General features: G+C 59.7%; 21 protein-coding genes. 11 read left to right on the forward strand and 10 right to left on the reverse strand.

The features are described from left to right. Positions 1–72 precede the first annotated feature (72 nt). Genes BK660_RS14520 through BK660_RS14535 form a run of 4 tightly spaced genes read right to left on the reverse strand, consistent with a single transcriptional unit; the run spans position 73 to position 4,116 of the window. Complete coding sequence (locus BK660_RS14520) at positions 73–1,113, reverse strand: AbrB family transcriptional regulator (protein WP_123433852.1); 1,041 nt, start codon at positions 1,111–1,113, stop codon at positions 73–75. After that, entirely contained in the window at positions 1,106–2,620 is a 1,515-nt protein-coding gene (locus tag BK660_RS14525) for a tripartite tricarboxylate transporter permease (protein WP_123433853.1), read from the reverse strand. The genes BK660_RS14520 and BK660_RS14525 overlap by 8 nt, the downstream gene beginning before the upstream one ends. Position 2,621: 1 nt before the next feature. Further along, a complete protein-coding gene (locus BK660_RS14530; RefSeq protein WP_123433854.1) occupies positions 2,622–3,080 on the reverse strand; it encodes a tripartite tricarboxylate transporter TctB family protein in 459 nt (152 codons plus the stop codon). A gap of 58 nt (positions 3,081–3,138) precedes the next feature. Further along, complete coding sequence (locus BK660_RS14535; RefSeq protein WP_123433855.1) at positions 3,139–4,116, reverse strand: Bug family tripartite tricarboxylate transporter substrate binding protein; 978 nt, start codon at positions 4,114–4,116, stop codon at positions 3,139–3,141. Positions 4,117–4,510: 394 nt separating this feature from the next. Between BK660_RS14535 and BK660_RS14540 the strand changes: the two genes are divergently transcribed. Together BK660_RS14540 and BK660_RS14545 are read left to right on the forward strand one after the other, a co-directional pair. Next, positions 4,511–5,182 (forward strand): response regulator, encoded by a 672-nt coding sequence (locus BK660_RS14540; RefSeq protein ID WP_007944085.1) that lies wholly within the window; start codon positions 4,511–4,513, stop codon positions 5,180–5,182. Beyond that, positions 5,175–6,560, forward strand: coding sequence for a sensor histidine kinase (locus BK660_RS14545; RefSeq protein WP_123433856.1), 1,386 nt, complete (start codon positions 5,175–5,177; stop codon positions 6,558–6,560). The genes BK660_RS14540 and BK660_RS14545 overlap by 8 nt, the downstream gene beginning before the upstream one ends. Before the next feature lie 119 nt (positions 6,561–6,679). On the opposite strand, the gene BK660_RS14550 is transcribed toward BK660_RS14545, so the two are convergent. Together BK660_RS14550 and ygfZ are read right to left on the reverse strand one after the other, a co-directional pair. Next, complete coding sequence (locus tag BK660_RS14550; RefSeq protein ID WP_123433857.1) at positions 6,680–7,501, reverse strand: HDOD domain-containing protein; 822 nt, start codon at positions 7,499–7,501, stop codon at positions 6,680–6,682. 34 nt (positions 7,502–7,535) lie between these two features. Continuing rightward, complete coding sequence (gene ygfZ / locus BK660_RS14555) at positions 7,536–8,477, reverse strand: CAF17-like 4Fe-4S cluster assembly/insertion protein YgfZ (RefSeq protein WP_123433858.1); 942 nt, start codon at positions 8,475–8,477, stop codon at positions 7,536–7,538. Positions 8,478–8,626: 149 nt separating this feature from the next. On the opposite strand from ygfZ, the gene BK660_RS14560 reads away from it, so the two are divergent. Beyond that, positions 8,627–8,881, forward strand: coding sequence for an FAD assembly factor SdhE (locus BK660_RS14560; protein WP_007944081.1), 255 nt, complete (start codon positions 8,627–8,629; stop codon positions 8,879–8,881). Further along, positions 8,865–9,317: a protein YgfX gene (locus BK660_RS14565; RefSeq protein ID WP_123433859.1), complete on the forward strand. Its 453-nt coding sequence runs from the start codon at positions 8,865–8,867 to the stop codon at positions 9,315–9,317. The genes BK660_RS14560 and BK660_RS14565 overlap by 17 nt, the downstream gene beginning before the upstream one ends. On the opposite strand, the gene nadB is transcribed toward BK660_RS14565, so the two are convergent. After that, on the reverse strand, positions 9,286–10,902 hold the full coding sequence (nadB, locus tag BK660_RS14570) for an L-aspartate oxidase (RefSeq protein ID WP_123433860.1): 1,617 nt from the start codon (positions 10,900–10,902) through the stop codon (positions 9,286–9,288). The two genes, BK660_RS14565 and nadB, sit on opposite strands and share 32 nt — an antisense overlap. A gap of 554 nt (positions 10,903–11,456) precedes the next feature. Between nadB and rpoE the strand changes: the two genes are divergently transcribed. From rpoE to BK660_RS14590, 4 genes are all read left to right on the forward strand, one after another. After that, the gene (rpoE, locus tag BK660_RS14575) at positions 11,457–12,038 is read left to right on the forward strand and encodes an RNA polymerase sigma factor RpoE/AlgU (RefSeq protein WP_007944079.1); all 582 of its coding nucleotides are present in this window, start codon (positions 11,457–11,459) and stop codon (positions 12,036–12,038) included. Between the two features lie 30 nt (positions 12,039–12,068). Next, positions 12,069–12,656 (forward strand): sigma-E factor negative regulatory protein, encoded by a 588-nt coding sequence (locus BK660_RS14580; protein WP_123433861.1) that lies wholly within the window; start codon positions 12,069–12,071, stop codon positions 12,654–12,656. An 8-nt stretch (positions 12,657–12,664) separates the two neighbouring features. Continuing rightward, entirely contained in the window at positions 12,665–13,621 is a 957-nt protein-coding gene (locus BK660_RS14585) for a MucB/RseB C-terminal domain-containing protein (RefSeq protein ID WP_123433862.1), read from the forward strand. A gap of 182 nt (positions 13,622–13,803) precedes the next feature. Further along, on the forward strand, positions 13,804–15,228 hold the full coding sequence (locus BK660_RS14590) for a DegQ family serine endoprotease (protein ID WP_123433863.1): 1,425 nt from the start codon (positions 13,804–13,806) through the stop codon (positions 15,226–15,228). A 74-nt stretch (positions 15,229–15,302) separates the two neighbouring features. Here BK660_RS14590 and BK660_RS14595 read toward each other — a convergent pair whose 3' ends face one another. Next, positions 15,303–16,736, reverse strand: coding sequence for a M48 family metalloprotease (locus BK660_RS14595; RefSeq protein WP_123433864.1), 1,434 nt, complete (start codon positions 16,734–16,736; stop codon positions 15,303–15,305). A 98-nt stretch (positions 16,737–16,834) separates the two neighbouring features. Here BK660_RS14595 and BK660_RS14600 point away from each other — a divergent pair, with 98 nt between their 5' ends. Beyond that, the gene (locus tag BK660_RS14600; RefSeq protein ID WP_123433865.1) at positions 16,835–17,074 is read left to right on the forward strand and encodes a sulfurtransferase TusA family protein; all 240 of its coding nucleotides are present in this window, start codon (positions 16,835–16,837) and stop codon (positions 17,072–17,074) included. A 31-nt stretch (positions 17,075–17,105) separates the two neighbouring features. Beyond that, the gene (locus BK660_RS14605; protein WP_123433866.1) at positions 17,106–18,176 is read left to right on the forward strand and encodes an AI-2E family transporter; all 1,071 of its coding nucleotides are present in this window, start codon (positions 17,106–17,108) and stop codon (positions 18,174–18,176) included. 130 nt (positions 18,177–18,306) lie between these two features. On the opposite strand, the gene BK660_RS14610 is transcribed toward BK660_RS14605, so the two are convergent. Continuing rightward, positions 18,307–18,780, reverse strand: a complete 474-nt coding sequence (locus tag BK660_RS14610) for a peroxiredoxin (RefSeq protein WP_123433867.1) — start codon at positions 18,778–18,780, stop codon at positions 18,307–18,309. A 10-nt stretch (positions 18,781–18,790) separates the two neighbouring features. Further along, a complete protein-coding gene (locus BK660_RS14615) occupies positions 18,791–19,351 on the reverse strand; it encodes a glycine cleavage system transcriptional repressor (protein ID WP_027925530.1) in 561 nt (186 codons plus the stop codon). 326 nt (positions 19,352–19,677) lie between these two features. On the opposite strand from BK660_RS14615, the gene dapA reads away from it, so the two are divergent. Continuing rightward, entirely contained in the window at positions 19,678–20,556 is an 879-nt protein-coding gene (dapA, locus tag BK660_RS14625) for a 4-hydroxy-tetrahydrodipicolinate synthase (RefSeq protein WP_123433869.1), read from the forward strand. Position 20,557 lies beyond the last annotated feature (1 nt).

Genomic DNA, 20,557 nt, shown 5'->3' on the forward strand with positions numbered 1-20,557 from the left:
CCCACAGTGGATCTTCAGTGTCCAGACAATCCCTGTGGGAGCGAGCCTGCTCGCGATGGCGGCGACCCGATCTCAAGAGGACTCTGGCATCCGGTTCCAATACTTGAACAACGGCTCCGCCAGAAACAGCACAAACAACAACCGCATCACCTGCATCGCTGTCACCAGCGGCACCGACAATTGCAGCGTCTCCGCCGTCAGGCTCATTTCCGCAATCCCGCCGGGCATCATGCCCAGGGTCAGCGAGCGCAGATCCAGATGGGTCAACGCACTCAACCCCAGCGCCGCCGCCGTGGCGATCAACATGGTCAACACCGTGCCGATCAAGGTCCGGCCCATGAAGGAAGGCGCACGCCGGAAAAACTGTCGGTTGAAGTGACAGCCCAGGCCGCTGCCGATCAGCCATTGGCCAATCTGACTGCCGCCGTGTGGCAAACCGATGTGCAAATCCCAACCGATGCTCACCGCCGCACTCACCAGCAACGGCCCGAACAGCCACGGATTGGGTTGACGGAGACGCTCCCAGAGCCACGCCGCCAAGGCGCCCGCCGGGAACAATAGGGCCAGCCACCACCCGTTGACGGCTGTTGGATGAGCAACCGGCGCACCGTCACCCAACAAATACTTGAACGCCGCCGGCACACACAGCACCACCACCAGCACCCGCAGACTTTGCCCCGCCGCGACACGGCTGAGCACCGCGCCATTGCGCGCGCCGAGGTTGACCATTTCCCCGGAGCCGCCGGGCATGCTGGAAAAGAACGCAGTGGCGCGATCCTCACCGGTACGGCGCATCAACCAGACCCCGACCACGGCCGACAGGCTGGTGACCAACGCACCGAAGAAGATCAAACCGAAATGACTCAGCACCTGCTCCATCACCACCGGGGTGAAGTGCAGGCCGATGCCGATCCCTACAATCCACTGGCCGCACTTGCGGCCGCCAGGGATTTCCGCCAACTGCCAAGGCGTCAGGCAGCGCACGAGGATGATCGCCAGCAACGAGCCGACCATCCACGGCAGCGGCCAGCCGATTTGACTGGCAAGGTAACCGCCCAGCGCGCCGACCAGCGGCGTACCCCACCAGGCGTTGAACGGTGTTCGATCAGACATCGGCGATCGCGCGTTGGGCGGCCGAACGTTTACGCCAGATCCGCAGGATCGGCATCAACAGCATGATCGCGGTCAGTACCCAGACACCGAACGTGATCGGACTCGACCAGAGGATTTCCAGCGCACCGTTGGAAATCGACAGCGCCCGACGCAGGTTTTGCTCCATCAAGCCGCCGAGGATGAAGCCCAGCAGGACGGGCGACAACGGGAAGTCCTGCTTGCGCAGGAGGTAGCCGAAGATGCCGATGCCGATCATCAGGAACAGGTCGAACGTGGTGGCGTGCACCGCGTAGACGCCGATCCCGGTGATGATCGCGATCACCGGCACCAGTGCCCAGTTCGGCACGGCGAGGATGCGGGTGAAGATGCGGATCATCGGAATGTTGAGGATCACCAGCATGATGTTGGCGACGAACAACGAGGCGATCAGGCCCCAGACGATGTCGGGTTGCTGTTGGAACAGCAATGGCCCCGGCGTGATGTTGTACAGCGACAGGGCGCCGATCATCACCGCCGTGGTGCCGGAACCCGGAACACCGAGGGTCAGCATCGGCACCAATGCGCCGCACGCTGCGCCGCCGATGGCGGTTTCCGGTGCCGCCAGGCCGCGCATGTCGCCCTGGCCGAAGGTGCCTTTGGCGCCGGCGATACGTTTTTCGGTCATGTAGGCCACGGCGCTGGCGAGGGTCGCACCGGCGCCCGGCAATACGCCCATGATGAAGCCCAGCACGCCGCAACGAATGTTCACCACGAACACCGCCGAGGCTTCCTTGAAGTTGAACATCATGCGGCCGGTGGCTTTCACCGCTTCCTGACCGTGATGGGTTTTTTCCAGCAGCAGGAGAATTTCACTGATGGAGAACAGACCCAGCACCAGCACGACGAATTGAATGCCGTCGGTCAGGTGGATGTTGTCCCCGGTGAAGCGATACACGCCGCTGTTGGCATCGATGCCGACGGTCGATAAAAACAGGCCGATCAACGCCGCAATAAATGTCTTCAGCGGTCGGTCACCGGCCATGCCGCCCAGGCAGACAATGGCGAATACCATCAGCACGAAATACTCCGCCGGACCAAAGGCAATCGCCCATTTCGCCAGTAGCGGGGCGAACAGGACCATGCCGCAGGTGGCGATGAACGCACCGATGAAGGAACTCCATGCCGACAACGACAGCGCGACACCGGCCAGGCCTTTGCGGGCCATCGGGTAACCGTCGAGCGTGGTCATCACGGTGGAGGCTTCACCGGGAATGTTCAGCAGGATCGAGCTGATGCGCCCGCCGTATTCGCAACCCAGGTACACCGCCGCCAGCAGGATCAATGCCGATTCCGGTGGCAGGCCCAGGGCAAACGCGATCGGGATCAACAGCGCCACGCCGTTGATCGGGCCCAGGCCCGGCAACAGGCCGACCACGGTGCCGATCAGGGTGCCGCATAAAGCGGTCACCAGGTTGTACGGGCTCAGCGCGACGCCGAAACCCTGACCCAAATAGCCAAGCGTATCCATATCAGTTCTCCAGAACGTCGAGCACGCCCAAGGGCAGCGGGACATCCATCAACTTGTCGAACAGCAGGTAAAGGCCGACGGCCATTAGCGTGATGATCACAATGCTCGGCACCCAGCGACCGCCGTACAGGCGTGCCATCGGAATGCCGATCAGGATGCTGGCGACGATGAACCCAAGGGGTTCGAAGGTGCCGGCAAACACCAGCAACAGCACCACGCAAATGCCGATTTTATTCAGGGTCTCGCGGTCCATAGGGGGTTCGTCAGCGTCGTGCTTGATCGGTGCGGGACGAAATACCATGTACAGCAGCGCCAGGCCCATCAGCCCGAGCATCAGCAGCGGAAAGGCCCGCGGCCCCACCGGTTCGTAGGAAAAAGCCGCTTGATACGGCCACGCCATCAGCGCCAGGCCGACACAGGCCAGCAACAGCACCGAAGCAAAAATGCGTTGTAAGAGCATGGGAAACTCCTGTGCCGCAGCCCCGCGAAACGGGGCCGCAGCCGCTAGACAGAGACGATCACTGAATCAGGCCGAACTCTTTGGCCAGCACTTTGTAGTCCGCTACCTGCTTCTTCACGTAGGTGTCCAGCTCCGGGCCGGTCATGGCGAACGGGAACAGTTCACGCTGATCGCGCAGCTTGGCGAAGTCTTCGGACGCCAGCAGTTTGTCGAAAGCATCTTTCCACCAGGCGTAGTCTTCGTCGCTGACCTTTGGCCCAAGGTAGAAGCCGCGGACCACCGGCCAGACGATGTCGTAGCCTTGCTCTCTGGCAGTCGGGATGTCTTTCATTTCCGGCTCGTCCAGGCGCTTCTCGGCGAACACGGCCAGCAAGCGCATGTCGCCGCTCTGGATGTGCGGCATGGAGTCGGAGATGTCGGTGCTGCCGACCTGGATGTGGCCGCCGAGCAGGGCAGTGGCGATCTCACCGCCGCCTTCGAGGGCGACATAACGCAGGTCACGCGGATTGATCCCGGCGGCCTTGGCGATCAGTGCGGTTTGCATCCAGTCCTGGCTGCCGACGGTGCCACCGGAACCGATCACCACTTTGCTCGGGTCTTCTTTCAGTGCCTTGACCAGATCGTCGAGGGTCTTGTAGGGCGAATCGCTTTTCACTGCGATGGCGCCGTAACTGGTACCGACGGCGGCCAGCCAACGCACGTTGGTTTCATCGAAACGGCCGAACTTGCCTTGGGCCAGGTTCAGCAAAGAGCCGCTGGACCACGCCACCAGGGTGCCGGCGTCGGCAGGGCGCTGAGCGACCACTGCGTTGTAGGCCACAGCGCCGACACCGCCGGGCATGTAGGTCACGCGCATCGGTTTGGTCAGCAGTTTTTCGTTGACCAGCGCGCTCTGCGCCAGTTTGCAGGTGAGGTCGAAACCGCCGCCCGGGGAGGCCGGGGCGATGCATTCCGGACGTTTGGGTTCGGCCATCAATTGACCGGCGAACAGCATGCAGCTGGCGGCGAGGGCGAAACGGCGCAGTGATCGATTCATTATTGTCTCCACGGGAGTTTTTGTTTTTGGGGATGTTTCAGGTGCGGCGGTTTCGCGTCGTGCAGCCGGCAACGGCGCTGGCAAGCATCAACGACGGGATTCTGAAGAAAAGGTGGGGCGGGCAAGCCTGAAGCTGTGTGGACAGCATGGTGCAGTACCTCGTTTTATTGTTCTTATTGGCGAAAACGCGTCATGGCGTTTTTCGGGAGCTACATTTCAAAGCACGATTGGAGGGTCGGCAGTCGAAACCCTCCGTGGGGCGACTCTAACGGCCCAACCTTTCACTAACCTTTCAGCAGGCTTTCACGGTTTTCGGGCTTCACAGCAGCGGATGCGGCTGTAAACTCCGCGCCAAAGAATGGCGTCGACCATCCCCTGAATGAGGTAAAGATCCATGCGCGTTCTGCTCGTCGAAGATCATTTGCAGCTGGCCGAAAGTGTCGCCCAGGCGCTCAAGAGCACCGGGCTGACCGTGGACGTGCTGCACGATGGCGTGGCCGCAGACCTGGCCTTGAGCAGCGAGGAATACGCCATGGCCATTCTCGACGTCGGCCTGCCGCGCATGGACGGTTTTGAAGTGCTCGCGCGCTTGCGTTCCCGGGGGAAAAACCTGCCGGTGCTGATGCTGACCGCGCGCAGCGACGTCAAGGATCGGGTGCATGGCCTGAACCTTGGCGCTGACGATTACCTCGCCAAACCCTTTGAACTGACCGAACTCGAAGCGCGGGTCAAAGCCTTGCTGCGCCGCAGTGTGCTGGGCGGTGAGCGTCAGCAGCGCTGCGGCGTGCTGGCCTACGATCTGGACACCCGGCGCTTCACCCTCGGCGAAGAATTGCTGACCCTGACCTCCCGTGAACAGGCAGTTCTCGAGGCACTGATCGCCCGACCCGGTCGAGTGATGAGCAAGGAGCAACTGGCCTCCCAGGTCTTCGGTCTGGACGAAGAAGCCAGCCCTGACGCCATCGAAATCTACGTGCATCGCTTGCGCAAAAAACTCGATGGCCAGCCGGTCGCGATCGTGACCTTCCGCGGGCTTGGCTATTTGCTGGAAAGCCGCGATGCATAAGCCCAGCAGCCTGCGCTGGCGGTTGCTGTGGAACCTCGCGCTGTTGCTGGTGGTGTTGATGCTGGCCAGCGGTTTGAGCGCGTACTGGAATGGTCGCGAAGCCGCCGACACCGCCTATGACCGCACCTTGCTGGCGTCGGCGCGGACTATTGCGGCGGGGGTTTCCCAGCGTGACGGCACGCTCAGTGCCGACGTGCCTTACGTGGCGCTGGATACGTTTGCCTACGACAGTGCCGGGCGGATTTTTTACCTGGTCAATGACATCCACCAGAATCTGATTTCCGGTTACGAAAACCTTCCAGCACCCCCGCCGGGAACGCCGCGCACTGATGACTACCCGGCGCTCGCACGGTTTTACAACGCCACGTATCGCGGGCAGAACGTGCGGGTGGTCAGCCTGCTCAAGCCGGTCAGCGAGCCGAACATGAATGGCATGGCAGAAATTCGCGTGGCGGAAACCGATGAGGCACGGGTCAGCATGGCGCGCAGCCTGGCGGCGGATACGCTGCTGCGGTTGGGCATGCTGGCGATTGGCGCGCTGTTGCTGGTGTGGTTCGCGGTGAGTGCGGCGTTGCGTCCGCTGGAGCGCTTGCGTACGGCAGTGGAAGAGCGCCAGTCGGATGACCTGCGGCCATTGCCGTTGGTGGAAGTGCAGCGTGAGTTGTGGCCGCTGGTACGGGCGCTCAATCACTTTACCGAGCGGTTGCGCGGACAGTTCGAGCGCCAGGCGCAATTCATCGCCGATGCTGCCCATGAACTGCGTACGCCGCTGGCAGCGCTCAAGGCGCGGCTGGAACTTGGCCTGCGGGCGAGTGAACCCGAAACCTGGCGCAGTACCCTGGAAACCGCGGCCCAAGGCACGGACAGATTGACCCACCTGGCCAATCAATTGCTGTCGCTGGCACGGGTCGAAAACGGTGCTCGGGCGATCGCCGAGGGCGGCGCGCAGTTGCTGGATTTGAGTCAATTGGCCCGTGAGTTGGGCATGGCCATGGCGCCGCTGGCCCACGCGCGCGGCGTGGCGCTGGCACTCGAAGCGGACGAGCCGGTGTGGCTGCGCGGTGAGCCGACGCTGCTGAACGAACTGCTGAGTAATCTGGTGGATAACGCGTTGGCCCATACGCCGTCGGGCGGCAATGTGATTCTGCGGGTCACGGCACCGGCGGTGCTGGAGGTCGAGGATGACGGGCCGGGGATTCCGGTAGATGAGCGGGATCGGGTGTTTGAGCGCTTTTATCGGCGTAATCAACAGGTCGCCGGGTCGGGACTGGGGCTGGCGATTGTGGGCGAGATCTGCCGCGCGCATTTGGCGCAGATCAGTTTGCATGATGGTGAGACGAAGGGGTTGAAGGTGCGGGTGAGTTTTATTGCCGGGTAGTTTTCTATTGTCTGGACTGGCCTCTTCGCGAGCAAGCCCGCTCCCACAAGGGATCTTCGGGGTAACGGAGATCTAATGTGGGAGCGAGCCTGCTCGCGAAGGGCGCGACTCGGTCTCGTCTAGTAAAACATTGACCGCGATTCTTCCAGATCCTTGATCACCGCGTCGTTCTCCAGATCAATCCCAAGCTTCTTGAAGGAAGGCACGCTGGTCAGGTCGAAACGGGCCAGCGGGTGATCGCTGTCCTTGTGGCAATACAGACTGGCCACTTGCACCAGATCCACATAATCAATCCGCTCAGACTCACGCTTGAAGTCCAGGTATTGTCCCGGAACCATCACCAGCTTCTCCGGAAACTCCCAGACCCTGAGCAGTTTGTCGCCGATCAAGGGGTGAATGTGGTCGATCACATGGTTGAGGCTGACCGGGTCGGACAGCAGCTCATAGTGATCTTCGGCGTAGGTCAGAATCGGCAACACGCCAATCTGATGCACCAGACCGCCGAGGGCGGCCTGATCGGGCTTGAGTTGTGAGTAGCTGCGGCACAGCGCATAGCTGACCCCGGCGATTTCCAGGCTTTTGCGCCAGACATCGTGCATCTTCTGCTGCACCACATCGGAGCGGGCGTGGAATATCTGTTCCATCACCAGGCCGATCGCCAGATTGCTGCTGTAGTTGACGCCCAGCCGCGTGATCGCCGTGTGCAGGTCGTTGACTTCCTGGGTCGCGCGCAGCAGCGGGCTATTGACCACTTTGATCAGGCGCGCCGACAACGCCGTATCGCGGCCGATCACTTTGCTCAGGGTGCTGACACTGATTTCCGGGTCTTCGGCGGCCTTGCGAATCTGCATGGCCACTTCCGGTAATGTTGGCAGAACCAGGTCATCGTTATCGATGGCCTCAACCAAATCCTGTTGGACCTTTTCCGCCAGATCGCTCATTTCGTTTCTCTAGGTGTTGCCACAAATGCTGCGGTTAACGCTGAATCTCGCGATCGCGGTCCAGTGAGTAAGGCAGGTCGAGCAAGTTCAGGGCTGGTCCTTCCAGGGTGCCGAGATGAATGTCGCCACCCTCGGCTGCTTCGGCTTGCAGTACGGCCAGGAGTTCAATGTTTTGTTGCGCATTGGCCGCCAGCACCACTTCGCCGATGGAACTGCCGTGGCTGGGGGAAAACAGCGGCGTGCCGGGGGCGGGCAATTCGCTGGCGTCCAGGGTCAGACGGTACAAGCGACGCTTGAGTTTGCCCAGGTACTGCATGCGCGCGACGATTTCCTGGCCGGTGTAGCAGCCTTTCTTGAAGCTCACGCCACCGACGGCTTGCAGATTGAGCATCTGCGGGATGAACAGTTCGCGTGTTTCTGGCATGACCTGACCGATCCCTGCGCGGATCTGGCCCAGCAGCCATTGATTCAGATTGTCTTCGGCCAGCAGGGCGGACAGCTTGCCCTTGATGGCGTCGGCCTGATCGGCGGCGACCCACAGTTCTGCGCGATCAGGCGAGACGCGGATGGCGATCAGACCTTCGTGACGCACGACGCTGTCGGTGTCTGCCGGCAACTCAAGACCGAGGCTGCTCAGCGCGGTATCGCCATGATCAAGGCCGAAGCGGACCCAGGCGGCGCTTTCGTCGGTCAATTTGGATTTGGAGAACACGGCGTATTTCTTCAGGTCCGCCAGTTGCGGCTCCAGCAGTTCGGTGGCCATGGCCATCACCACGCCATCACCTTCCAGCAGGATGCGGAAACTCGACTGCATCCGGCCTTTTTGCGTACAGCGCGCGCCCAGACTGGCCTGGGTTTCACTCAGGTAATTGAGGTTGCAGGTCAATTGGCCTTGCAGGAATTTGCCGGCATCCGCGCCGCGGACCGCGAGAACGCCTTCGTGAGACAGGGTGCAGAAAAAAGCAGAATCGGCCATGGGTCATCGCAGGATAAAGAGTCTGGGGGACATCATAAGGGGGCGCCCGTGAAATGGGTAGTTCACAAAAGGTCGGTAGTGCCCGACCAAAGCCGACTGTTCGATGAGGCGCGGGGCTGTATACTTGCCGCCTATTTGAGGAGCGCTCCATGGTCGAAGATGTTGAACTGAATCGCCTCTACTGGCACAGCCGCCGCGGCATGCTTGAGCTGGACGTATTGCTGGTGCCGTTTGTAAAAGAAGTCTACCCGCACCTCAATGATGTCGACCGCGATTGCTACCGCAAGCTGCTCGAATGCGAAGATCAGGACATGTTCGGCTGGTTCATGGAACGCGCCGAATCGGAAGATCCGGAGCTTCAGCGCATGGTTCGCATGATCCTGGACCGTGTCCAGCCCAAGTAATACGTTCGAATGCCGCTGGCATGCCTCACGGCAGTTGCTGGCGGCGTATCTCCTGGCCCAGCTGTTCGCGCTGGGGTCGTTGTTTCTTCTATCTATACCGATCTGGGCCAGTGTGCTCGGCGCTTTTTGCTGTCTGGCACATGGCGTTCGGGTATTGCCCCGTCAGATTCTGCTGACACACCCGCAAGCAATTCGCGGCTTGCGTCGCGATGCCGAGGGCTGGCAGTTGTGGAATCAGGCACGGGGTTGGCAACCGGTGCAGCTGCGACCGGACAGCCTGGCCCTGCCCTTGATCGTGGTGCTGCGGTATCGCTTGCGTGGTGAACGGCAGGTCCGGTCGATCTGCGTGCCCCGCGACTCGCAGGCGGCGGATGTGCACCGGCGCCTGCGGGTTCGATTGACGTTCAGTCGACGTAGGTGGGCGGCACCAGAATAGTATCGAGGGCAACCGGGAGCATATCGGGATAGTCGAGGGTGTAATGCAGGCCCCGGCTTTCCTTGCGCTCCATGGCGGACTGGATCATCAGTTCTGCCACCTGAGCCAGGTTGCGCAATTCGATCAAGTCGCGGCTGACCTTATAGTTGCTGTAGAACTCGTCGATCTCGTCCAGCAGCAGCCGCACGCGGTGTTGAGCGCGCTGCAGGCGCTTGTTGGTGCGCACGATGCCGACGTAGTCCCACATGAATCGGCGCAGTTCATCCCAGTTGTGCGCAATGATCACGTCTTCGTCGGAATCGGTGACCTGGCTCGCATCCCAGATGGGCAGGGCGGCTGGAATCGACACGTGCGGCAGCTGTTCAAGAATGTCCGCCGCCGCCGAACGGGCGTAAACGAAACACTCCAGCAGCGAGTTGCTGGCCATGCGGTTTGCGCCGTGCAGGCCGGTGAAGCTTGTTTCGCCAATGGCATACAGCCCCGGCACGTCGGTGCGGCCGTTCTGATCGACCATCACGCCACCGCAGGTGTAATGCGCCGCCGGAACCACCGGGATCGGCTGCTTGGTGATGTCGATGGAAAACTCGAGGCAGCGTTCGTACACCGTCGGAAAGTGCGTCTTGATGAACGCTTCGGGCTTGTGGCTGATGTCCAGATAGACGCAGTCTACACCCAGGCGCTTCATTTCATGGTCGATGGCCCGGGCAACGATGTCCCGTGGTGCCAGTTCTGCACGCGGGTCAAATCGCTGCATGAAGCGTTCGCCGTTAGGCAGCTTCAGATGCGCACCCTCGCCGCGCAGGGCTTCGGTGATCAGGAAGCTTTTTGCCTGCGGGTGGTAAAGGCAGGTGGGGTGAAACTGGTTGAACTCAAGGTTCGCCACCCGGCAACCGGAACGCCAGGCCATGGCGATGCCATCTCCGCAGGCGCCGTCGGGGTTGCTGGTATAGAGGTAGACTTTGGCCGCGCCACCGGACGCGAGGATGACGAAGCGTGCGCCGTAAGTGTCGACTTCGCCGGTCCCGCGATTGAGTACGTAGGCACCGAGGCATCGGTCGCCTTCCAGGCCGAGGCGTTTTTCGGTGATCAGGTCCACCGCGACGCGCTGTTCCAGCAATTCGATGTTGGGCCGTTGTTTGGCTTGGGCCAGCAACGTTCTGAATATCGCGGCGCCGGTGGCATCGGCGGCATGAATGATGCGCCGATGGCTGTGGCCGCCTTCGCGGGTCAGGTGAAACTCGAACCCGCCGTCTTCGGTGCCGGATTGTTCATCGCGGGTAAATGGTACGCCTTGGTCGATCAGCCATTGGATCGCCTCTTTACTGTGCTCGACGGTAAAGCGCACGGCGTCTTCATGGCACAGGCCACCGCCGGCATTGAGGGTGTCATCGACGTGGGACTCGACGGTGTCGGAGTCATCCAGCACGGCAGCGACGCCGCCCTGAGCCCAGAAGGTCGAGCCGTTGGCGAGGTCGCCTTTGCTCAGTACCGCGATACGCAAGTGACCGGGCAGGGTCAGCGCAAGACTCAAACCGGCAGCGCCGCTGCCAATCACCAGAACATCGTGTTGAAACTGTTGGCTCATTTCAGGATTCCGCTCAAAGCGACCCGGGTCGGGGTTGGCGCAAGACTGCTGGAACGGCGAGTCAAGTCGGCCACACAGCCCACTAGTATATAGAGGGGGGGAGCGGCACAATACCCGAGCGCATATGGCATTGTGAAACTACTGTGACGGGATACCCGACGCTTCGTCGGATGGTTTTTTGACCGAATCGACGACAAGACGACTGTATCGTCGATTTAACAGTATTTTTCCATTCACGGTTGCACAATGTCGGCGCCGTCCGGTTATAAATAATGGAACTTTTGCCAAAGGCTCAAGATCAATAGACGGTTGCCTGATTCAAGGAACAGTGTCGGCTTCAGGGCAGGATCTGCAGTTTGATCCTTGCTGGCGAATCTGATGACAAGATTATTCGCGCAGCCGGTAACCCGCGCTGCGCTTTTCGTGCGTGCCAAATCAGAGCCCGCAGGAAACTTGCTTGGAGGGGGAGAACTTTTGCGAAAAGCCCGAGTCTATGTTTGCAAGTCTGGTCGTTTAGTTATGCAAGCTTCCTCCGAGCTTATCGAGGAGTGTTCATGCTAACCCAGGAAGAGGATCAGCAGCTGGTCGAGCGCGTTCAACGTGGCGACAAGCGAGCTTTCGATCTGCTAGTGCTGAAATACCAGCACAAAATTCTCGGGTTGATCGTGCGTTTTGTGCACGACACCCATGAAGCCCAGGATGTGGCACAGGAAGCCTTTATCAAGGCGTACCGAGCCCTTGGAAATTTTCGCGGAGACAGCGCGTTTTATACGTGGCTTTACCGCATCGCCATTAACACGGCGAAAAACTATCTGGTTTCACGCGGCCGTCGGCCGCCGGATAGCGATGTCAGTTCCGAGGATGCAGAGTTCTACGATGGCGATCATGGCCTCAAGGATCTCGAGTCGCCAGAACGCGCATTGCTGCGGGATGAGATCGAAGGCACCGTCCATCGGACCATCCAGCAACTGCCAGAAGATTTACGTACGGCTTTAACTTTACGTGAATTCGATGGTCTGAGTTACGAGGACATTGCGGCCGTCATGCAATGTCCGGTGGGTACCGTGCGCTCCCGGATTTTCCGCGCTCGGGAGGCCATCGATAAAGCCCTGCAGCCGTTGTTGCAGGAAAACTGAGACAGCGGCGACAGCCAAGAGAGGAACGCCATGAGTCGTGAAGCCCTGCAGGAATCGCTGTCCGCAGTGATGGATAACGAAGCGGACGAACTGGAATTGCGTCGGGTATTAAATGCCTTTGACGATGTTGAAACCCGTGAAACCTGGGCTCGTTACCAAATCGCTCGGGCAGTCATGCACAAGGACTTGCTGCTTCCACGCCTGGACATCGCTGCGGCAGTGTCTGCTGCGTTGGCCGACGAAGCCGTACCGGCAAAAGCCTCCCGTGGTCCATGGCGCAGCCTGGGTCGCCTGGCAGTAGCTGCTTCGGTAACACTGGCTGTACTGGCCGGCGTTCGTTTGTACAACCAGGACGAGATCGCTGGTGTCGAACTGGCTCAGCAATCCAATCAACCGGGTCTGGCCGTTCCTCAGGTCAAAGGTCCAGCTGTATTGGCAGGCTACAATGAGAGCTCGGATGCCACCGGCCCTATGGCCAGCGGTGTATTGCAAGGTCAGCCAGGCTGGCACGATCAGCGTCTGCCAAGCTACTTGCGCCAACATGCTCAACAAGCTGCGCTGAAAGGCACTGAAAGTGCTCTGCCTTACGCTCGTGCAGCAAGCCTGGAAAACCGCTAAGGAGGATCATGCGCGCCATACCTCTACTTTCGCTTCTGCTCGCAGGCTGGTTTGTCGTACCAGCCCACGCTGATGAAGCCCAGGACTGGTTGACCCGTCTGGGCCAGGCCGAGCAACAGCAAAGCTTTTTCGGTACTTTCGTTTACGAGCGTAACGGTAGTTTTTCTACCCATAACATCTGGCATCGCGTCCAGGATGGCAAAGTCCGAGAGCGTTTACTCCAGCTCGACGGCTCCGCACAGGAAGTCGTGCGCATTGATGGGCGTACTCAATGCGTCAGCGGCACCCTGATAGCGGGATTGGGTGACTCACCCAGTTCCGCTGCTCGTGCACTGGATCCACAGAAGTTAAAGAATTGGTATGACCTTGCCGTCATCGGCAAGTCGCGTGTGGCTGGGCGTGCGGCAGTGATTGTTTCACTGACGCCACGTGATCAGCACCGATACGGTTTTGAGCTCCATCTGGATAAAGAAACCGGCCTGCCGCTCAAGTCATTGCTGCTTAATGACAAAGGGCAGTTGCTGGAGCGATTCCAGTTCACGCAACTGGATACCGCCGACGTGCCGTCTGACAAAGACTTGCAGGCGGGCGACGATTGCAAGGCTGTCACCCTCGACAGTGACAAGGCTTCCGCCGTCAAGGCTGCACAGGTTTGGCATTCGGACTGGTTACCACCCGGTTTCGAGTTGACCAGCAGCAGTGCTCGCAAGGACCCGGAGACCAAAACACAGGTCAACAGTCTGATGTATGACGACGGTCTGGCGCGTTTCTCGGTGTTCCTTGAGCCATTGAATGGCGCAACCGTGACGGACACTCGCACACAGTTGGGTCCCACCGTTGCTGTATCCCGCCGTCTGACCACGCCTCAGGGTGAAATGATGGTGACGGTGGTCGGTGAGATCCCGATAGGTACCGCTGAACGGATTGCGCTGTCCATGCGCACCGATGCCACTGCTACCAAGTAGTGAGCCATTGTCGAAATGTTTGGTGAGCATTTCAATTTGCAAAAAATCCTGAATTTTTCTATAGGTCAGAGCCTCACGGCTCTGGCCTTGTTTTGTTGTTCCCGGAACAAAAATACCGGCGTATTGTTCCCGGTGTTCCTTGCTCCATATCGCTTAACCATGCTCGTCGTAACGGGAGCCGTATGTCGATACCACGCTTGAAGTCTTACCTTTCCATTTTTGCCACCGTGCTGGTGCTCGGTCAGGCGGTCACTGCGCAAGCGGTTGAACTGCCTGATTTCACCCAGTTGGTCGAGCAGGCCTCGCCTGCCGTGGTGAATATCAGTACTACCCAGAAACTACCGGACCGCAAAGTGTCCGGGCAAATGCCCGACCTTGAAGGCCTGCCACCAGCGCTGCGCGAGTTCTTCGAGCGGGGCATGCCTCAACCGCGTTCGCCTCGTGGTGATCGCCAGCGTGAAGCCCAGTCCCTGGGTTCAGGTTTCATCATTTCGCCTGATGGCTACATCCTGACCAACAACCACGTAATTGCCGATGCCGATGAAATCCTCGTGCGTCTTGCTGATCGCAGTGAGCTGAAAGCCAAACTGGTCGGCACTGATCCACGTTCCGACGTGGCGCTGCTGAAGATTGAAGGCAAGGACCTGCCGGTGCTTAAACTCGGCAAATCCCAGGACCTGAAAGCCGGTCAGTGGGTGGTTGCCATCGGTTCGCCGTTCGGTTTCGACCACACCGTGACCCAAGGCATCGTCAGCGCCATCGGGCGTAGCCTGCCGAACGAAAACTATGTGCCGTTTATCCAGACTGACGTGCCAATCAACCCGGGTAACTCGGGTGGTCCGCTGTTCAACCTGAATGGCGAAGTGGTCGGGATCAACTCGCAGATCTACACCCGCTCCGGGGGCTTCATGGGCGTATCGTTCGCGATCCCTATCGATGTCGCCATGGACGTTTCCAATCAGCTCAAAGACGGCGGCAAGGTCAGCCGTGGCTGGTTGGGTGTGGTGATTCAGGAAGTGAACAAGGACCTGGCCGAGTCGTTTGGTCTTGAGAAACCGGCCGGTGCGCTGGTCGCTCAGATCCAGGACGACGGTCCTGCTGCCAAGGGTGGTCTGCAAGTGGGCGACGTGATTCTGAGCATGAACGGTCAGCCGATCGTCATGTCGGCCGACTTGCCACACCTGGTAGGCGCACTGAAGGCGGGCGCCAAGGCTAATCTTGAAGTGATTCGCGAAGGTAAGCGCAAGAACGTCGAACTGACGGTCGGCGCGATTCCTGACGAAGGTAAAGAGCTGGATGCAATGCCTAAGTCTGGCGTTGAAATGAGCAGCAATCGTCTGGGTGTTTCCGTCGCCGAACTGTCCGATGAACAGAAGAAAACCTACGACCTCAAAGGTGGTGTGGTGATCAAGGAAGTTCAGGACGGCCCAGCTTCGCTGATTGGCTTGCAACCAGGTGACATCATCACTCACCTGAACAACCAGGCCATCGGCTCCAGCAAGGAGTTTACCGAGATTGCCAAGGCGCTGCCGAAGAACCGTTCGGTCTCGATGCGGGTTCTGCGTTCGGGTCGTGCCAGCTTCATCACCTTCAAACTGGCTGAATAAACCGGTTGTTGGCTGAATAAAAAACCGCCTCGAAAGAGGCGGTTTTTTTGTGCGCGTAATTTACAACTGAGCCGTCAGCCCATCATGTCCTTGATCATGCGCTCCTGTTCCATCAGTTCACGCTGACGTGCATCGATACGCGAAGACAACGGGAAGTTACTGCCAGCCTTACGCTTGGCGAAATCCAGCTGCTGAATGGCCTGGCGATAATCGCCGACCAACGCAAAGTACTCTGCGCGAGCCTGATGCAGGCCGATGATGTTGCCCGACAGGCCGCGAGTCTCGGCCACCTGATACCACACGTCCGGATCGTCCGGTCGCGACTTGAGCAGGCCTTCCAGCGCCTTTTCAGCATCGGCGGTACGGTTCTGTTTCAGCAGCAAATCGACACGCACCTGATTCAGCGGGTAGTTACCGGGGTATTGCGTGAGCAACCGGTCGACGCGTGATTGAGCATCCGGCAGGCGATTGTTGGTGATGTCCAGATCGACTTCTGCCAGGTTATAGATGATCTCGTTCGGCGACTTGGCCAGCAGCGGCTTGAGGTTTTCCCTAGCTTCATTCAACTGGCCGCCCTTGATTTGGGCGATAGCCAAGCCATAACGCGCGACGTCGTTTTTCGGGTTTTCTTCAAGCAGGGCACGGAAGCGCTTGGCGCCCAAGCCTGGGGTTTCTTCGTAGAACAACTGGACGCGCGCGCGAATCAGCTGATAACGCAGGGTGTCTTCGATGCCGCCCTGCGGAGCCTGTTCGGCACGGTTGCGGGTGTCGGCGATCCGCGATTCAGTAACCGGGTGAGTCAGTAGGAATTCTGGCGGCTTGGCGTCGAAGCGGTACTGGCGCCCCAAGCGCTCGAACATGGAGGGCATTGAGCGTGGGTCGTAACCGGCTTTTTCCAGATTGACGATGCCAATGCGGTCGGCTTCCTGCTCGTTCTGACGCGAGAAGCGTCGTTGTTCCTGAATAGCCGCCGCTTGCGTGCCCGCAATGGCCGCGATCCCGGCATCGCCGGCACCGGCCGCCGCAATCACGATCCCGGCCAGCAGGGCGGCCATCATCGGCACTTGCATGCGCTGCTGAGCTTCAATGCCGCGGGCAAAGTGGCGTTGGGACAAGTGAGCCAATTCGTGAGCCAGTACCGACGCGTATTCGCCCTCGGTCTGCGCATTGAGGAACAAGCCGCCGTTGACCCCGACAATCCCGCCCGGCGCCGCAAAGGCGTTGAGCTGTGGGCTGTTGATCAGGATGAACTCCAGGCGCCGGTCATTGACCTGGCTGGTTTCCACCAGTCGGTAAACGCTGGATTCGACGTAGTCCTTGAGCTGCGGATCGTTGAGCTGCGCAACCTGGCTGCGCAACAGCGCCAGCCAGGCACGGCCCAACTGGTATTCCTGTTGCGGCGAGACGATGGCAGAACTGGCGTCGCCGAGTGACGGCAAGTCGTCGGCAAAGCCCGGTGAGGCGAGCAGGCAAGCGAGCGTCAGCAGGGTAGGGCGCAAAAAAGTCATGCACAAAGCCTTAGTCGACAAAGACCTTACTGTAGCCGGACACTGGGCTTGGGACCAGATATTCTAGGCAACTCAACCACCTGACCCGGAGTGAAACAATGACCGACGCTTTAGCCCATGACGCCGAACTGGACGCCAGCGGCCTGAATTGTCCGTTGCCGTTGCTCAAGGCCAAGCTGGAGCTCAATCGCCTTGCCAGCGGTGCGGTGCTCAAGGTGATCGCCACGGATGCGGGTTCGCAGCGCGACTTCCGCACCTTTGCCCGATTGGCCGGTCATACGCTGCTTCGCGAAGAAGATGAGGCGGGTGTTTACCGCTACTGGTTGAAAAAAGCCTGAAACCGGCTGCGTTCGTTTCTAAGGAATATTGATGTTCAAGGTGTTACGCGACTGGATTCAGCGCTACTTTTCCGATGAAGAAGCCGTGGTGCTGGCGGTGCTGCTGGTGCTGGCATTCACCGCCGTGCTCACCTTGGGCGGCATGCTCGCGCCGGTACTGGCCGGGATGGTGCTGGCGTACCTCATGCAAGGCCTGGTGGCCACCCTCGAACGCCTGCGCATGCCCGGTGGCGTCGCCGTGGGGCTGGTCTTCGCGCTGTTCATGGGAGCGCTGCTGGTCTTCATGATTGTGTTGGTGCCGCTGCTGTGGCATCAGCTGATTACGCTGTTCAACGAGTTGCCGGGCATGCTCGCCAAGTGGCAGTCGCTGTTATTGCTGCTGCCCGAGCGATATCCGCATCTGGTGTCGGATGAGCAGGTATTGCAGGCCATCGAAGTGGCGCGGGGCGAGATCGGTAAATTCGGCCAGTGGGCGCTGACGTTCTCGTTGTCGAGTCTGCCGTTGCTGGTAAACATCATGATCTACCTGGTTCTGGTGCCGATCCTGGTGTTCTTCTTCCTCAAGGATCGGGAGATGATCGGCCAGTGGGTGCGCGGTTACCTGCCCCGCGAACGGGCGTTGATCACCCGCGTCGCTCACGAAATGAATCGACAGATCGCCAATTACATTCGCGGCAAGGTCATCGAGATCTTCATCTGTGGCGGCGTGACCTACATCGGATTCGTCGTGCTGGGACTCAACTACGCCGCGCTCCTGGCCTTGCTGGTGGGCGTGTCGGTGGTGGTGCCTTACGTCGGTGCAGTGGTGGTGACCGTGCCGGTGATGCTGATTGCGCTGTTCCAGTGGGGCTGGAGCGATCAGTTCATCTATTTGATGGCGGTCTACGGGATCATTCAGACGCTGGACGGCAACGTGCTGGTGCCGTTGCTGTTCTCGGAAGCGGTCAACCTGCACCCGGTCGCAATCATTTGCGCGGTGCTGTTGTTTGGCGGGTTGTGGGGATTTTGGGGCGTGTTCTTTGCGATTCCGCTGGCGACACTGTTCAAGGCCGTGCTCGATGCGTGGCCGCGCAAGGAGCCGGAAGTCGCGCCGCTGCTTTAGTTCTTCAGTGAGGCTGATGGCCTCTTCGCGAGCAGGCTCGCTCCTACATTAGATCGCGTCAGTCAAAACAATTCGGTCAACTGTAGGAGTGAGCCTGCTCGCGATAGCGTCGGAACAGGCACCAAAAAAATCAGGCCTTGTTCAACGCCTGTGCAGCCGCCAACACCGCATCCACATGCCCCGGCACCTTCACACCGCGCCATTCCTGACGCAGCACACCGTTCTTGTCGATCAGGAACGTGCTGCGATCAACGCCCATGTATTCCTTGCCATACAGCTTCTTCAGCTTGATCACATCAAACTGCTGGCAAAGCGCTTCTTCCTTGTCGCTGATCAGCTCGAAGGTGAACGCCTGCTTGGCCTTGAAGTTTTCGTGGGACTTGAGGCTGTCACGGGACACACCGAACACTTCGGTGTTAGCCGCTTTAAACGCCTCAAGCTGATCGCGAAAGCCCTGACCTTGAGTGGTGCAACCCGGCGTGCTGTCCTTCGGATAGAAGTAGATCACCACTTGCTTGCCTTTAAGGCCCGCGAGGCTGACGGTCTGTCCATTGGTGGCGGGTGCTTCGAAGTCGGCAACCGGTTGGTCGATGGCAACGGCCATGAAAGCTTCCTTACATTGGGTTTTGTGGGCGCCACGGTTCGATCAGGGCGTCCAGATTCAACGCGTCGGCGAAATCCAGGAACTGATCGCGCAGCCAGCTGATCTGCACGCCAGCCGGCAAGGTCACGGTGAACGTGGCATTGAGCATGGTGCCGCCGGTTTGCGGCGCCTGATACGTGTCACAGGTCAGGTTTTCCAGCTCGACGTTGTGATCCATGAAGAACTGGCACAGCTCATTGATAATGTCCGAGCGGTAGGCCGAGCTGACATAAGCCACGTAAGGCAGCGCCTGCGGACGGTTCTCCAGGGCCGCGCTGCGCACCACATTGACGGTGAACGCATGCTTTTTGGAGAGGCTCGGCAAGCTGCCTTCCAGACGCGCCAGGGCGTCCCAGCTACCGGAAATCTCGAGGATCAACGCACTGCACTCGCCATGACGGGTCAGGCGGGAAGTGACCACGGCGCAGCGATTTTCATGGCTGGCGCGGCACAGGACGTTAGTCAGCTCCATGGGGTTGGCGCCGAGGGCACTGATGACAAGGAATTGTTCGCGAACTGTGGGGGTGGACATGCAGCATTCCTAAAGCGATGAGCGGTCGGTACGTCTATGGGCTTTTTTCCGGGAACGAGCCTGCGGATGCGAATTCAGAAAACCCGAGCTACAAGTTGCAACGTGCTCCAGTGAGGCCGGAGCGAGGGGTGGCAACGCTGGATCGGGGCTTGTGATGCCGTAAATGGAGGCTGGAACCTGGCGTACGAGCTTATCAGTACCGATCAAAGTCTGAAGGGTAGCGAAAAGCAACGCCAAGGGGAATGGCGGCAGCGCAGTACTTTGCTTGTGCAAGCATCTTGGCGCCAGTACCATTACCGCTCTCTTTTTCCGGCAGGAGCGGTTTCATGATTGCGGGCAGTATGGTGGCACTGGTCACACCCATGGATGCACAAGGGCGTCTTGACTGGGACAGCCTCAGCAAACTCGTGGACTTCCACCTTGAAAACGGCACCCATGCCATTGTCGCGGTCGGTACTACCGGCGAGTCGGCAACCCTCGACGTAGACGAGCACATCGCGGTCATCAAGGCCGTGGTCAAGCAGGTCAATGGCCGTATTCCGGTGATCGCCGGTACCGGCGCCAATTCGACTCGCGAAGCCGTCGAACTGACCCGCAACGCCAAAGCGGCCGGCGCCGATGCCTGCCTGCTGGTCGTTCCGTACTACAACAAGCCGACTCAGGAAGGCTTGTACCAGCACTTCAAGCACATCGCTGAAGCGGTCGACATTCCACAGATCCTCTACAACGTTCCTGGCCGCACCTCCTGCGACATGCAGGCCGAGACCGTGATTCGCCTGTCCACCGTGCCGAACATCATCGGTATCAAGGAAGCCACCGGCGACCTGAAGCGTGCCAAGGCAATCCTTGATGGCGTGAGCAAGGACTTCATCGTGCTGTCCGGCGATGATCCGACCGCTGTCGAGCTGATCCTGCTTGGCGGCAAGGGCAACATCTCCGTCACCGCCAACGTCGCCCCGCGCGAAATGGCCGACCTGTGCGAGGCCGCGCTCAAGGGCGACGCCGAGACTGCACGGGCCATCAACGAAAAATTGATGCCGCTGCACAAGGACCTGTTCATCGAAGCCAACCCGATTCCGGTGAAGTGGGCTTTGGTCGAAATGGGCCTGATGCACGAAGGCATTCGCCTGCCGCTGACCTGGCTGAGCACACCTTGTCATGAAACGCTTCGCACGGCCCTGCGCCAGTGCAGCGTCCTGGTTTAAT

It is taken from the genome of Pseudomonas brassicacearum (assembly GCF_003732265.1).
In the GTDB taxonomy this organism is placed as follows: Bacteria; Pseudomonadota; Gammaproteobacteria; order Pseudomonadales; family Pseudomonadaceae; genus Aquipseudomonas; species Aquipseudomonas brassicacearum_D.